Genomic DNA, 15095 nt, shown 5'->3' on the forward strand with positions numbered 1-15095 from the left:
AAATTCTAACTAATTAGATAATAAGATTTTATACTAAAATAATTTAGAAAGCTATTTATTTTTTCAAATCAAGATTTTACTAACATAGTATGAATTACTTATCATCATTTTAGTATTTATAATTAAATATTATTGTAAGTAATAATTTTATTTTATCATCTATAATATATTTCATCTACTTAGATAAGGAGGCTTTTAAAAATATTCACATAAATGTAAAAAACCTTTATAAGATTGAGCAAAGTTAGCAATCTTATAAAGGTTAAAATGCATCTAATTTAATTATATTGTCTTGGAATGTCGACTTTTTGTTTTTTTGCTTTCATAGCACGTTTTTCATCCATTTTAATTTGTTTAGCCACAAGTAATAGTAGACCCATGGCTATACTTAAACTTAACATCGATGACCCACCAAAACTGATAAATGGTAGAGGCACACCTGTTAAAGGAATTGTAGCTGAAATACCACCTAAGTTAACAAAGGTTTGACTTCCTATGTAACTTGCTACGCCTATACAAATAAGTTTATAGAAATATGAAGGAGTCTTTGATGCTAACATAAACGCACGATAAACGATAAAGAACAATAAACAAATTACAAATAAGCCGCCTAATAAACCAAGTTCTTCACAAATTACCGCAAAGATAAAATCCGTATGTGCTTCCGGTAAATACCCAAGTTTCATAATACCATTTCCTAAGCCTCGGCCAAATAAACCGCCATTACCGATAGCCATTAATGAGTTTGAAAGGTGATAACCAGTACCCGATTCTGAACCAAATGGATTGGTTAATACACTAAAACGCGCTTTTAAATAGTGAGGCATAAAGCCAGTAATAAGTACAAATACTGCTATTACCACAAAACTAATAATCACTAATAAAACCGGCCCTTTTAACAACTTTTGAACACCTATGCCAGCGAACATAAACATTGAGACGATAATGATTAAAATAAGCATAGTTTGTCCAATGTCACGTTGTAATAAAACTAAACCGACACACGCTAAAATTAAGAAAATGGGCTGTCTTATAACTTTTAGTTTCTCTCTAACTTGAGGCAATTTTCTACTAATAACGTATGAGATGTAGAGGATTAATGCGATTTTTAATAATTCAGAAGCTTGTAAATTCATAAAGCCTAAGTTAATCCAACTTTTTGATCCATTAATATTTTTACCAATAATCAAGGTTAAGCATAAGAGCACAAATATGACGGTCATAATCCACATTTGTACTTTAATTTGTTGGAATACTTTAATATTAAGCATAAACGCTATAAAGAAAACGACTATAAAACTCATAATTACATAAATAAGTTGTCTGTTGTAAAAATATGTTCCAGATACTTCTATACCGCCTGTTAATGTTCCTTTCGTAGCAGCGACCATGCTTGCGCTGTATACCATCACAAGGCCAATTAAACATAAAATAACGTATGTAATTAATAATGGATAATCGATAAACTTAGACATTCTACCTATGTATCGAAAAAAATTTTTTAAGTTACTCATAAAAATGATCATCCAATTCTAAAATTTTAAAATATCTATGTTCATTGAAATTAATTTTCCAACAAAATCTGTCTCAACTATTATATACTTTACACTTACTGTTTCACAAATGTTAACTGAAATAAGTATAAAACTATCTAAAATACAAAATGACTGAAAATATTATTATCATAATATTTCAGCCACTAATTAAGCTATATCATATATTTAATCACATATGTAAGCTTGCATTTATATCCATTTAAATAGCATCAGTATGCTTATATATTTAATCAAGAGTCAACTTACACGTTTGTAAATGCTTCATGTAATTTAGATAATTCTTTTTCTAAACGAAGCATTAAGTTTTTACCGTCTTCTTTATCGACTAAGCCAAGTTTAACAGCAAAGTCCACTTCTTTTTGTAGACCAAACATTTGTGTGTCGAGAACTTCTTCGTATAACGGGCAAGATGGCATTGTTAAATTATCCATTTGAACTTTAATTAAATGTAAGATTCTATCTGCATCTTGATTTAATTGTTCATACGCCACGTTCTTCATATTCGATTGCTTCGGCATCACATACTCCCCCTATCATTAAATATCTTCATGTAAAAAGTTTATCTCACTCGATATTAAAAAGCAAGTTAATTCAGTGAATAGGAAAATTTAAATGTGATAAAATAATGATTATAGAACGAAACTAGGGAGTGGGCAAAATATGATTCAAATCAAAGGTGCAGTCAAGTTCCCTATCACTTTAGATAGCACAACTTGGATTTTTGATGATAGAAAAGTAAAAATAGAAGACATAGAAAACAGCGTATTCGATGGAACTAAGCCTGTGAAATTTGAAGACAACCGCGAATGGAATAGAGCAATTTTAGAAGGACAAACAAATCCGCCAACATTAAATTCAGAAATTAAATATCGTAAACGCTCAGTATTAGAAGATTCATTTGCGATTAATATGACACCATTTTTCAAAAATGCAGACCCATCTGAAAATGCAACGAAGATCAAATTATCTAATGATAAAGATTCCATCGAAGTACCAATGGAATTACTACCTTATTTATTCTTCCAATTTGCGAAAGATGGCAAAAGATTATATGACGATAATTCAGTAGATAGCTTTGTATACAATCCTGATGATAAAGGCTACTCTTATGAATTTAAATATGTAACTCATATCGAGGTGATTTAATTTGCGTGAAGTTCAATGTATCATTTGTGATACAAAGGTATTAATTGATGAGAATACCGTTGAAGCCAAACGCTTACGCAATAATCCAATCCGGACATTCATGTGTGATGATTGTAAAAGTCGCTTAGATAAACCAAAACAGCGACCAAACACTGCTGAGTATTTAGAATTATCACATGAAGGTAGATATTAGATTGATTGTTTTAACAAAAATGAGGGTATGAAATCTTAGTAGTTTAAAGATTTCATACCCTCTTTTTATTTAATCAAGCCGATTATTCGTCTTGCATCATTTGTTTAACACGTTTTGCTTCTTTTTCACGTGCTGATTTGTTTAATATTTTCTTTCTTAAACGGATGCTTTGTGGTGTTACTTCCACTAATTCATCATCGTTAATATACTCTAATGCTTCTTCAAGAGTTAAGATTCTTGGGCGGTTCATTGTTTGTGTTTGGTCTTTTGTAGCTGAACGTACGTTAGTTTGGTGTTTCGCTTTAGTAATATTAACTGTTAAGTCATTTTCACGGTTGTGTTCACCAACAATCATACCTTCATAAACTTCAGTACCTGGTTCCATGAAGTTTACACCACGGTCTTCTAAGTTAATGATCGCGTAAGCTGTTGCTTGACCTTGGTCCATTGAAATTAATGCACCATTACGACGTCCACCGATTTGTGCTTTAACACGTGGTCTAAATTCTTCAAATGTATGGTTGATAATACCATAACCACGTGTCATAGACATAAATTCAGTAGTATAACCGATCATACCACGAGCTGGTACTAGGAAGATTAAGCGTGTTAAACCATTGTCAGTTGTGATCATGTCTAACATTTCACCTTTACGTGCACCTAATGATTCAATAACTGCACCCGCATTTTCAGAAGGCACTTCACATTGTACACGTTCAAATGGTTCACTTAAGACACCATCAATTTCACGTAAAATAACTTGTGGTTTAGATACTTGAAGTTCGAAACCTTCACGTCTCATATTCTCGATAAGAATTGATAAGTGTAATTCACCACGACCTGCCACAATCCATGTATCTGGAGAGTCAGTTGGTGTTACTTTTAATGATACATCTGTTTCAAGTTGTTGATCTAAACGTTCTTGAATTTGACGTGCAGTTACATAGTCGCCTTCACGACCAGCAAATGGAGAGTTGTTTACTTTGAATGTCATTTCAAGTGTTGGTTCATCAATACGTAACACTGGTAACGCTTCTTGATGTGTAGGAGGTGTAACTGTTTCACCTACGTTAATATCTTCCATTCCTGATACAGCGATTAAGTCCCCTGCTTGTGCTTCTTCAATCTCTTCACGTTTTAAACCGAAGAAACCAAAGATTTTAGTAACACGGAAGTTTTTAATTGTACCATCTAATTTAATTAATGATACATTATCTCCTACACGCATTTTACCTCTGAACACACGACCAATACCAATACGGCCTACATAGTCATTATAGTCTAATAATGCTACTTGGAATTGTAATGGTTCATCATGATTATCGATTGGTGCTGGGACGTATTCAAGAATTGTTTCATACAATGGTTGCATGTTTTCATCTTGTTTCTCAGCATCAAGACTTGCAGTACCATTGACAGCTGAAGCATATACAACTGGGAAGTCTAGTTGTTCATCATTTGCTTCTAATTCGATGAATAAGTCTAATACTTCATCTACTACCGCTTCTGGTCTAGCAGCTGGTTTATCAATTTTATTTACAACTACTACAGGTTTTAAGTTTTGTTCAAGTGCTTTTTTAAGTACAAAACGTGTTTGAGGCATTGTACCTTCGTAAGCATCTACTACAAGTACTACACCGTCTACCATTTTCATAATACGCTCAACTTCGCCACCAAAGTCAGCGTGTCCTGGTGTATCTAAGATGTTAATTCTTGTACCTTTATAATTAACTGCAGTATTTTTCGCAAGAATTGTAATACCGCGTTCTCTTTCTAAATCATTAGAGTCCATTGCTCTTTCATCGACATGTTCATTCTCTCTGAAAATACCAGATTGTTTTAATAATTCATCAACTAATGTTGTTTTACCATGGTCGACGTGAGCAATAATTGCAATATTACGTACATCTTCTCTTATATTAGTCATTTTATTATATCCTTTCTTGAGTAAACTCCCACTTTTAATTACAACTGTTTTATTATATCATATTATTAAGAAAAGATAAGTAAAAGGTGGGGTATGGGATGGAAAAACCAAAGTCTAAAGGTATATTTTGGGTACTATCTATTCTAGCAGTACTGTTCTTAGTACTATTTAGTTTTAGCGTCGGTGCAGCTAGCGTTCCAATGATGATTTTAACATTTATACTTTTCATTGCAACATTTGGTGCTGGTTTCGCACTTAAGAAAAAATATCGTGAAAATAATTGGTTATAATATATATAGAGAGAGGTTGAGACTTCAAAAATTGTGTTTTGGGAAACCACTTAACGGCGTCCTAAAATCAAGATTTTGTCTCGACCTCTTTTTTTATTTTCTAAAACGTTGATGTAATGCTGTTAATACCACTTTATGCGGGTTAAGGAAGCCTTCGAGAATTTCATTATGCACTGCTTTATTTCCAATAACAACTGAGTTTGGACTTGCAATAGATAATGATTCACCTAATAGGTTACTACCTATGCCCCCTACCTCATGTAATATAATTAAGCCACCTGCAAAATCCCAAGGTTGTAATCTTGGTGTGATATAGGCAGCTAATTGTCCTTTCGCCACGCTCACAATTTCTAATGCAGCGCTACCATAAGCTCTACAACTTCTACATTCATTAACGATTTCTGAGAAGATAGGTCCCATTTTATTTTGTCACCCAGTTAGGATTAATGCCTATTAAACTTTGTTTTAATCGTGTATCTTCTATTGAAGGTAGTGGATGTTTATTTTCAAAAGCCCCTTCACCCACCTTCGCATGATATAGCACGTCTTTCATCACATCGTAAACGAATCCAGCATAGGGTTCTCCATTGCGGTAAATACCGATTGAAATCGCAAAGTTCTCTTGTTGATGCACAAAGTTTAATGTACCATCGATAGGATCCACAACCCATACCACGCCATCAATATTCTCTAAATCATGCCCGTGGCCCTCTTCACCAATTACATGATGTTCTGGGTAATTGTTTGATATTGCTTCATAGATATAATTTTCAGTTGCTTTATCTACATTTGTCACTAAATCATTGGGATTAGATTTAGTTTCAATATTTAATTCTTCTTTCATCATTGTTCTAACTTTATTTCCAGCTTCTAATACTAAGCCTTTAGCAAAATCGTATAATGACATTTCATCATCTCCTGTTGCTTTATATTATACAGAATTTCGTACAAATGAACTAAGTAAAGCTTCTTTATATAGCTATGTCGTATCATTAAGTCATTACTTAATTTTTAGCTTTACAACATTGTATACCTTATTCTATTCACTTTAAACGCATTCGCTTCTCTTTAAGTCGGCTTATAATGTAATACGTTCATTATATGCTACAATAATTTTAAGTTAATTTTTCTGAAAAGGAGCACTAAATATGACGCAATATACCTTTAGCCCTAAAGATTTTGAAGTATTTGACGTAGATGGATTAGATGCACGCATGGAAGCGTTAGATAAACATGTAAGACCGCAACTCCATCAATTAGGAGATTATTTTGCTGAATACTTTACGTCACAAACTGGAGAAACATTTTATGCACACGTAGCAAAACATGCGCGTCGAAGTGTCAACCCACCTATTGATACTTGGGTTGCTTTTGCCCCAAATAAACGTGGTTATAAGATGCTACCCCATTTCCAAATTGGTTTATTCAGAGATCAATTATTCTTAATGTACGGTGTGATGCATGAAGGTAAAGATAAAGCGGAACGCGTTAAAGTATTTGATAAACATTTTGATGAATTAAGAAATTTACCAGAAGATTACCGCGTAAATTTAGACCATATGAAAGCAGATAAACCGTTCATTAAAGATTTAAGTGACGACGAGTTGCACAAAGCAATCGACCGCGTTAAAAATGTAAAGAAAGGCGAATTCTTTGTGGCGCGTGTACTTGAGCCAACAGATAAACGTCTTAAAACTGATAAAGACTTCTTATCATTTATTAAAGAAACCTTTGATGAATTCTTGAAATTCTATTAAATCAGCAACTTTAAACAATGGATATGCGTCTATTGTTTAAAGTTTTTTTATTATCTTTGAAATTTGTTAGGTTGACCTAACTTTTTATTTAGGGTAATATAATTAAAAAGAAAACAAGGAGTGTTATTAATGTCCGCAAAAAAAGATCAAACACAACTTAGTCTAGATGAAATTAACAACACTGTTGATTTCAGTGGAGATAAAAGTGCCAGTCAGAAATTTTTAGCCTTTTTAGGGCCTGGACTATTAGTCGCCGTTGGTTATATGGATCCCGGAAATTGGATTACTTCTATGCAAGGTGGCGCTCAGTTCGGTTATACCTTACTCTTCGTGATACTCATTTCAAGTTTGTCAGCTATGCTATTACAAAGTATGACCGTTCGCTTAGGCATCGCTACCGGGAAAGATCTAGCACAAATGACCCGTCATTATTTAAACAGACCTATTTCCATTACTTTCTGGATTATTGCTGAACTTGCTATCATCGCTACTGATATAGCAGAAGTCATTGGTAGTGCCATCGCCTTAGATTTATTATTCAATATTCCATTAATCGTTGGCGCATTGATTACAGTATTAGATGTCTTCTTATTACTATTCATCATGAAATTTGGTTTCCGGAAAATTGAAGCAATCGTCGGTACCTTAATATTTACTGTGCTCATTATTTTCATATTTGAAGTTTTCGTCTCTTCACCGCAAGTAATTGATATTCTTAATGGCTTTATTCCCCATAAAGAAATTGTGACGAATCACAGTATTTTATATATTGCATTAGGTATAATAGGTGCAACCATTATGCCTCACAATCTATACTTACATTCATCAATTGTTCAGTCACGTAAATATAATCGTGAAAGTAATGAAGACAAAGCACAAGCGATTAAATATGCTACCATCGATTCAAATATTCAATTAAGTATTGCTTTCATTGTCAATTGTTTACTATTGGTGTTAGGTGCAGCCCTTTTTTACGGTGTTAATGCCGATAAACTAGGTGGTTTCTATGATCTATATCACGCACTTCAAACTCAACCTATCTTAGGTCCAGTGTTAGGAGGTATAATGAGTACATTATTTGCCGTCGCTTTACTTGCTTCTGGTCAGAATTCAACAATTACGGGCACATTATCAGGACAAATAGTGATGGAAGGATTTTTAAAACTTTCTATTCCTAATTGGGTACGTCGGTTGATTACACGAGGTTTAGCCGTTATACCGGTTATCATATGTTTAATTATTTTTCACGGTAATGAAGGGAAAATGGAACAATTGCTTGTTTTCTCACAAGTATTTTTAAGTATTGCTTTACCATTTTCATTAATTCCGCTTCAATTAGCAACGAGCAATAAACAATTAATGGGCCCATTTTATAATAAAACGTGGATAAATATTTGTTCATGGAGTTTAATTATAATTTTAAGCGTATTAAATATATATTTAATCTTTGAGACATTTAAAGAGTTTTTTGCTTAAGTTTAAATATGATTAAAGCTACCTTTTAAAGTTAGATAAGTTAATCTAGCTTTAAAAGATAGCTTTTTTTGTTTATAAAACTTCTAATAAATATATGGATCATCTTTTTTACGAGATTGATATTCTTCATCTGGATGCCATTCATTTCTAGGAGAGTTGTTTCTATTTCCTCTTCTATTTTGATTGTTATTTCTTTTTACAAATAACATAATTGCCACAACAAACCATAAGATACTTGCAATTAAACTCATATTAATTATACCTATTAATGCCGTAGCAATGAGTAAACATCCCGCTAATATTGGTCTATTTTTAATAATGAGTGTACCTGCAATTCCTAAAATAGTGGAAAATAATAAAGTAGCTATTGAGAAAGTCATTGCAAAATTAACCATTTCAGGTGTAACGTTAACATTTTGATTACTAAACTGACGCATCATTTGATTATATTGTTCAGTGGTATTGTGACCATTTTTAACAATAAAAAAAGATATTAAAGACATAAGAAAATAAATAGCACTTAAACCACTCGCTATCCAAGCAAGAATTAATTCTACTTTACGGTTCACTTCATTTCCTCCTAATAATTAGATTTACTTAAATTTTACTAAAAATTTTTATCTCTTACGAATAAAGATATATGTGTAAATAAAAAAGATTGAGACACCAGTGAAGTATCTCAATCTTTTAAAATTATTTATCTTCGTTATGTTGATTATCCACTGATGTATTATCTTCAGAATGTTGTTCATCTTTGTTTAAAATTTGTTTACGTTCTTCATAATTCATACGGCGTTGGTTAACGGCACTAGGTTGATTTTTACGTCTTTCTTTCATACGTTGATTATAAGCTTTACGTTTTTCTTTTTTCTTAGCTTTAATTTCAGCTTTTTCTTTTTTACGTTGTGCTTTTTCTTCTTTTTTATCTACCTTAGATACCGCTTCAACTGATTCTGGTGCACCATCATGAAGATGTGAGTCAGCGTCTGGATTATACTGAGATTGTTTTCTTGATTTCTGTTTATATTTTGCTTGTCTAGAAAGTACGCCGGATGCATTGTCTTCTTCTGGTGAATTATACTCTTCAGTAACCGCACGCTTAGGATATTGATTATATTTATCTTCCTCAGCATCATTTACTACATCTTGTTCATTTCTGTATGATTGAGGTCTTTCCTCTTCATAATAATCATCTCTATAATCATAACCTCTATCGTCTTGATATGATTGTTTACGACGCGTACGACGTTCAGATTTTTTAGTCTTACGAGGAGGCTCCACATATTCTTCTTCATATCGTGGTGCTTCATAGTCATGACGCTCATCTTCGTAATAACGTCTATCGTCCTCATAATCATCTCTTGGACTATAACGCGGTTGATACTGTGGACCATGTCCATATGCTGGAACAGTTTCGATTTTACTTTTCCTAGCAAACATCATAATCGCAATGATAAAGAAGAAGATTGGGATAATTAACGTTACGAATAATAATACTAAAGGCAGTGTAATAATTGATGCAATTAAGAATAGAAAACCTGAAAGTATTCTAATATTCATAGAGATTAACGCTAAAAATGAAATTAATAGACAAACTATGAAATATACAATAATTGCCCAAATGCCATTTTGAAGCCAAATCACAAATTGCGTAGTGTTTAAGCTATTATTAGCTAGAATTTGTTGGATTAGCTCATTATTATTCATTGAGTTTTCAAGATTTTGAATAGATGTATCATTACTAAAAGATACGAGTGCAATAAACATTGTAATAACCGTCAATATCAATAAGAAAATCCAACTAAACCAACCTAAAAGTTTTTCAGTTAGACGACTCACAGGCCGTTTTATTTGCGTGTATCGTTCTCCTGACATTTATTACAACTCCTTAATTAACTTGTCAAATTATTATATCTAATTAATTAAAAAATAACTACTATTTATAGTCTATTTTAACGACATTTTAAAGTTTAAGAAACTTTCGTTATATTCACCTAATGTTTTTTGACCTAAATCTTTATAAACTTCTAAACGTTGTTGTTCTTTTTGAGTAGGATAGAAACGATGATCATCTCTTACTTCTTTAGGTAATAATTGACGAGCTGCTTTGTTAGGAGTTGCGTAACCTACCCACTCTGTATTTTGTTTATTATTTTTGGCATCTAATAAGAAGTTCATAAATTTATATGCACCTTCTTTATTTTGTGCAGTTTTCGGAATGACCATATTATCAAACCATAAGTTTGAACCTTCTTTAGGGATAACATAGTTATATTTATCTCCACCTTCAACAAGTGGTGCTGCTACACCGCTCCATACAACTGCAATATTTCCTTCATTTTGTTGAAGCATCATTGTAACTTCATCACCTACCACACCTCTCACTTGTGGTGTAAGGTTTCTTAAATCCTTTTCAGCCTTTTTAATATGCTCAGGATTTTTATCATTTAAACTATAGCCTAATTTATTTAAAGATAATCCCATAATTTCACGCGCACCATCCACTAACAATACATCATTTTTAAATTTTGGTTGATATAAATCTTTCCAACTATCAAAATTTTCATTTGGATATGCTTTTTTATTATATAAAATACCTACAGTACCAAAGAAATAAGGTAATGAATATTGATTATGAGGATCATATGTCATATTCATATAATCAGGATCAAGATTTTTTATATTCGGTATCTTTTTATGGTCTAAAGGAACTAATAAATTTTCACGTTTCAATTTTTGTACTGTATATTCACTTGGAAAAGCAACATCATAGTGTGTACCGCCATTTTTAATTTTAGCTTCCATTGCTTCGTTAGAATCAAATGTTTCGTATACCACTTGGATACCTGTTTCTTTTTCAAACTTTTTAATTAAATCAGGATCAATATACTCTCCCCAGTTATAAACATAAATCTTTTCGCCAGTGTTCGTATTGTCTTGAGATTTAAACCAATGACTGATACCTAAACATATTAATCCAATCACCAGAGCACCTAATATTAATTGTAAAAACTGTTTCACTGCTGAACACCTCGCTTAAAGGCTTGTCGTCGTTTTACAGCACGTTGAATAGCATAGTAACCAATTACGCCGAGGACAATAGCGGCAAATAAAATAGTAGATATCGCATTAATTTCCATACTGATACCTTTACGCGCCATCGCATATACTTCTACTGATAACACGCTAAACCCGTTACCAGTTACGAAGAAGCTGACTGTAAAATCATCTAATGAATACGTTAATGCCATAAAGAAACCACCAATAATGGCTGGCATTAAATTAGGAATCAGTATTCTTCCTAAGATTTGAGACTCAGTTGCTCCTAAATCACGCGCAGCATCTAAAATATTATTGTTCATTTCATATAATTGAGGTAAAACGACTATAACAACAATAGGTATACAAAACGCAATATGTGAGGCAAGAACAGTACCAAATCCCAAGCCTAACCCCGTTAAGTGACCCAGAGCAGTAAACATAATTAAGAATGATGCACCAATAACAACATCAGAAGATACCATTAACACGTTATTTAATGTTAGCAATGTTACCTTGAATTTTTTATTTCTTAAATAAAATAATGCAATCGCGCCAAATGTACCTATAATTGTAGAAATAGCGGCTGCTAACAAAGCTACGGCAATCGTATTAAAAATAATAGACATCAGACGGTCATCTTGGAATAGCGTTTGATAGTGCTCCCAAGTGAAATGTTCAAAATGTATCATATTTCCAGCTGAATTAAATGAATAAAACATAAGAAAGAATATCGGAACGTATAAGACGACTAATAGGAGTCCAATATAAATTTTTCCATACCACTTCACTTAATTCACCCTCTTCCATCTGTTGATTTAGATTTAGTAATAATTAAAATAAATGCCATAAATACAATAAGTACAATAGCAATTGTAGAACCCATGCCATAGTTTTGAATAACTAAGAATTGTTCTTCAATTGAAGTACCAATATTAATGACTTTATTTCCAGCAATCAATCTTGTAATCATGAATAATGATAATGCTGGAATAAATGTGACTTGAATACCTGTCATTACACCTTCTTTTGTTAATGGCATAATTACTTTTCTAAAAGTAGTGAAAGGATTAGCACCTAAATCACTTGAGGCTTGTAATAAATTGTTAGGTATTGCTTTCATACTATTAAAAATTGGCAAAATCATAAAAGGAATATATATATAACTTGCTACTAATAGAAACGCGCCCGGCGTAAATAACATATTTGCTGATGGAATATGTAAAAAGTTTAAAAATTTATTAATCATTCCTTCATGACTTAAAATACCGATGAAAGCATACGTCTTAAGTAATAAGTTAATCCAAGTCGGTATAATGAGTATAAGTAACCAAAGATTTTGATTTTTAGATGTACGTATAAAATAAGCTGCTGGATAACTAATAATCAATGTGACTATAGTAATCAACGCTGCATAAAAGATTGAATCCCACATCATTTTTAAATATTTCAATGAAAAGACTTGCTCATAATTAGTAAAGCTGAAGTGACCTTTTACATCAGTAAAAGAGAAATAAACAAGCAAAATCACAGGGATAATGATAAAGAACACCATCCATAAAAGATAAGGAATTATCAGTACCTTGTTAAGATTACGCATGATCTATATCCTCGTAACTTTCAATTCGTTTATCAAACTCTTCTTCAGTTTCTCCTGGCACCATGATATGTATTGCTTCAGGATCGAAGAATAAGCCCACTTCACTGCCCACTTCAGCTTTTTTCGTTGATTGAATAACCCATTCATAACCTTTTCTATCTATACAGCAAATTTCATAATGCACACCTCTGAATAGCATTGAATCTACTGTTGCTTTGAAAAGACCTTTATCAGCTTCAATTAAGGAAATATCTTCAGGACGAATCACGACTTCAACATTTTTATTAGTTGGAATACCAGCATCTACACATTCAAAATCTTGACCGTAAATATTTACTACAAAGTCCCTTACCATTGTTCCTTCGACTATATTAGATTCACCTATAAAGTCAGCAACAAAGCGGTTAACCGGTTCATCATATATATCTATTGGTGTACCAAATTGTTGAATTTTTCCATCCTTCATAACAAAGATGTAATCACTTAATGCTAATGCTTCTTCTTGGTCATGTGTAACGAAGATGAAAGTAATGCCTAAGCGTTTTTGCAATTCACGTAATTCATATTGCATCTCTGTACGCAATTTTAAATCTAATGCTGATAATGATTCATCTAGTAGAAGAATCTCAGGCTCATTCACAATTGCTCTGGCAATCGCTACACGTTGCTTTTGTCCCCCACTCATTTCATTGATATTGCGTTGTTCATAACCAGATAATTTTACTAGTTTTAACGCATCTTTAACTTTTTGATTAATTTCTTTTTTAGACTGTTTTTTTAGCTTCAATCCAAAAGCTATATTATCGAAAACATTCAAATGAGAAAATAATGCATAATCTTGGAACACTGTATTCACTTTACGCTTATTCGCTGGCAAGTTTCCGATTGATTTATTTAGATAAATAATATCGCCATCATCTGGTTGTTCAAAACCTGCAATTAGCTTTAAAATTGTTGTTTTACCACACCCTGATGGGCCAAGTAATGTATAAAAGTGACCTGATTCAATTTCTAAGTCCATATTATCTAGAATCGTTACATCATCGTAACCTTTCGTTACATTTTTAAATGATAACAATGGCTCCACTTTAATAATCCCCCTTTATAAATATGATGCTGTAGCAACAATTAAAATTTTAACTTCATTTTTCGTTTCATTATGTAATTGATGAATTTCATTTGCCCTAAAATATAATACGTCTTCTTCTTTTGCTTGATATCGTTCTTTCCCTAAAGTAAGTGTGACACATCCTTCAAGACAATATATAAATGTGTCTGATTCAGAAGGTTCAAAGTGTTTATAAGAAGCGCCTGGTTTAATAGATAAGATCAGGGGTTCCATTTCAAACTCATTAGAGTTTGCAACTAACCAATTTAATATGTATCCTCTATCATATTCGTCATAAATCGTTCTATCATCTTTCGTATAAAGCACTTTTTCTTTAGATTTCTCTTTAAAAAAGTCACTCGGTGATGTTCCTAATACTTCTAATATATTTAAAAACGTTTCCATACTTGGCGAAGCATGTTGGCTTTCGATTTGCGAAATATAACCTTTTGATAAATCAGTACGCTCAGCTAATTCTTCTTGTGTTAAGTTTTTTTGACGTCGTAAATTTCGTAATTTAGTACCAATTTGCATATTTAACCACCTAAAAAAGCTGTATCATGTTTAGTAATATTAAACATTTTGTTTAATGCTTAATAAAAATAACAAAATACAGCTTTAACTTCAATAGGTTTATAAAAATTATTCAAAATAAATCTTTTTAAGAGCTATTTAATTGAAAAAATTGTGTCATTTAGAGTAACTATTAGTTTTTACCGCTAAACGTTTGTTGATCCGGATGATTTTTTACATCTTGTACAGCTTTATAACTGTTATAACCACTTTTATCTTCAAATTCTTTGAATAACGTTTTTTCTTCCGCCTTACCAGGCACGATTTCTTTAAAACGTTTATAGTGAGCCATTAACTCAGCCCCATCAACTGACTGTTCATAATAGTTCTCTATTTTATTAAAAAGGTTCTATGAGAAATGCGGTTGATGAAACAAATTGATTGTTTCATTAACCGCATTTTTTGTATAAAAAGAGCGCAAATATCTCTA

Annotated in this window: 15 protein-coding genes and 2 pseudogenes; 5 read left to right on the forward strand and 12 right to left on the reverse strand. The window is 32.2% G+C overall.

Annotation, left to right across the window (positions count from 1 at the left end; all coding sequences use genetic code 11):
- Positions 1 to 278: 278 nt before the first annotated feature.
- Positions 279 to 1514, reverse strand: a complete 1236-nt coding sequence (gene ftsW / locus CD128_RS06490) for a cell division peptidoglycan polymerase FtsW (protein ID WP_103329213.1) — start codon at positions 1512 to 1514, stop codon at positions 279 to 281.
- A gap of 284 nt (positions 1515 to 1798) precedes the next feature.
- Complete coding sequence (locus CD128_RS06495; RefSeq protein ID WP_103297124.1) at positions 1799 to 2074, reverse strand: Fpa/YlaN family protein; 276 nt, start codon at positions 2072 to 2074, stop codon at positions 1799 to 1801.
- A gap of 142 nt (positions 2075 to 2216) precedes the next feature.
- Here CD128_RS06495 and CD128_RS06500 point away from each other — a divergent pair, with 142 nt between their 5' ends.
- Together CD128_RS06500 and CD128_RS06505 are read left to right on the forward strand one after the other, a co-directional pair.
- On the forward strand, positions 2217 to 2702 hold the full coding sequence (locus CD128_RS06500) for a hypothetical protein (protein ID WP_103329214.1): 486 nt from the start codon (positions 2217 to 2219) through the stop codon (positions 2700 to 2702).
- Between the two features lies 1 nt (position 2703).
- Positions 2704 to 2895 (forward strand): DUF2197 domain-containing protein, encoded by a 192-nt coding sequence (locus tag CD128_RS06505; RefSeq protein WP_103329215.1) that lies wholly within the window; start codon positions 2704 to 2706, stop codon positions 2893 to 2895.
- Between the two features lie 82 nt (positions 2896 to 2977).
- On the opposite strand, the gene typA is transcribed toward CD128_RS06505, so the two are convergent.
- Positions 2978 to 4822: a translational GTPase TypA gene (gene typA, locus CD128_RS06510; protein WP_103329216.1), complete on the reverse strand. Its 1845-nt coding sequence runs from the start codon at positions 4820 to 4822 to the stop codon at positions 2978 to 2980.
- A 98-nt stretch (positions 4823 to 4920) separates the two neighbouring features.
- Between typA and CD128_RS06515 the strand changes: the two genes are divergently transcribed.
- Positions 4921 to 5112 (forward strand): DUF5325 family protein, encoded by a 192-nt coding sequence (locus CD128_RS06515; RefSeq protein WP_103297120.1) that lies wholly within the window; start codon positions 4921 to 4923, stop codon positions 5110 to 5112.
- A gap of 93 nt (positions 5113 to 5205) precedes the next feature.
- Here CD128_RS06515 and CD128_RS06520 read toward each other — a convergent pair.
- A pseudogene (locus CD128_RS06520) lies at positions 5206 to 6019 on the reverse strand (inositol monophosphatase family protein).
- A 241-nt stretch (positions 6020 to 6260) separates the two neighbouring features.
- Between CD128_RS06520 and CD128_RS06525 the strand changes: the two are divergent.
- A complete protein-coding gene (locus CD128_RS06525; RefSeq protein ID WP_103329217.1) occupies positions 6261 to 6869 on the forward strand; it encodes a YktB family protein in 609 nt (202 codons plus the stop codon).
- Between the two features lie 129 nt (positions 6870 to 6998).
- Complete coding sequence (locus CD128_RS06530; protein ID WP_103329218.1) at positions 6999 to 8345, forward strand: Nramp family divalent metal transporter; 1347 nt, start codon at positions 6999 to 7001, stop codon at positions 8343 to 8345.
- An 83-nt stretch (positions 8346 to 8428) separates the two neighbouring features.
- Here the strand turns inward: CD128_RS06530 and CD128_RS06535 are convergent, their stop codons facing one another.
- The 8 genes and pseudogenes from CD128_RS06535 to CD128_RS06570 all read right to left on the reverse strand — a co-directional run.
- The gene (locus tag CD128_RS06535) at positions 8429 to 8914 is read right to left on the reverse strand and encodes a DUF4064 domain-containing protein (RefSeq protein ID WP_103329219.1); all 486 of its coding nucleotides are present in this window, start codon (positions 8912 to 8914) and stop codon (positions 8429 to 8431) included.
- Between the two features lie 124 nt (positions 8915 to 9038).
- The gene (gene auxB, locus CD128_RS06540; protein ID WP_103329220.1) at positions 9039 to 10220 is read right to left on the reverse strand and encodes a lipoteichoic acid stability factor AuxB; all 1182 of its coding nucleotides are present in this window, start codon (positions 10218 to 10220) and stop codon (positions 9039 to 9041) included.
- 72 nt (positions 10221 to 10292) lie between these two features.
- Positions 10293 to 11366: an ABC transporter substrate-binding protein gene (locus CD128_RS06545; protein ID WP_103329221.1), complete on the reverse strand. Its 1074-nt coding sequence runs from the start codon at positions 11364 to 11366 to the stop codon at positions 10293 to 10295.
- Positions 11363 to 12175, reverse strand: coding sequence for an ABC transporter permease (locus CD128_RS06550; protein ID WP_103329222.1), 813 nt, complete (start codon positions 12173 to 12175; stop codon positions 11363 to 11365). The genes CD128_RS06545 and CD128_RS06550 overlap by 4 nt, the downstream gene beginning before the upstream one ends.
- A 5-nt stretch (positions 12176 to 12180) precedes the next feature.
- The gene (locus CD128_RS06555) at positions 12181 to 12984 is read right to left on the reverse strand and encodes an ABC transporter permease (protein ID WP_103297112.1); all 804 of its coding nucleotides are present in this window, start codon (positions 12982 to 12984) and stop codon (positions 12181 to 12183) included.
- The gene (locus CD128_RS06560; RefSeq protein ID WP_103329223.1) at positions 12977 to 14071 is read right to left on the reverse strand and encodes an ABC transporter ATP-binding protein; all 1095 of its coding nucleotides are present in this window, start codon (positions 14069 to 14071) and stop codon (positions 12977 to 12979) included. The genes CD128_RS06555 and CD128_RS06560 overlap by 8 nt, the downstream gene beginning before the upstream one ends.
- A 15-nt stretch (positions 14072 to 14086) precedes the next feature.
- Positions 14087 to 14626: a helix-turn-helix domain-containing protein gene (locus CD128_RS06565; RefSeq protein ID WP_103329224.1), complete on the reverse strand. Its 540-nt coding sequence runs from the start codon at positions 14624 to 14626 to the stop codon at positions 14087 to 14089.
- 172 nt (positions 14627 to 14798) lie between these two features.
- Positions 14799 to 15014 (reverse strand): annotated as a pseudogene (locus tag CD128_RS06570) (UPF0223 family protein); the annotation flags it as partial.
- Positions 15015 to 15095: the final 81 nt, after the last annotated feature.

This window comes from Staphylococcus croceilyticus (assembly GCF_002902575.1).
Classification (GTDB): domain Bacteria; phylum Bacillota; class Bacilli; order Staphylococcales; family Staphylococcaceae; genus Staphylococcus; species Staphylococcus croceilyticus.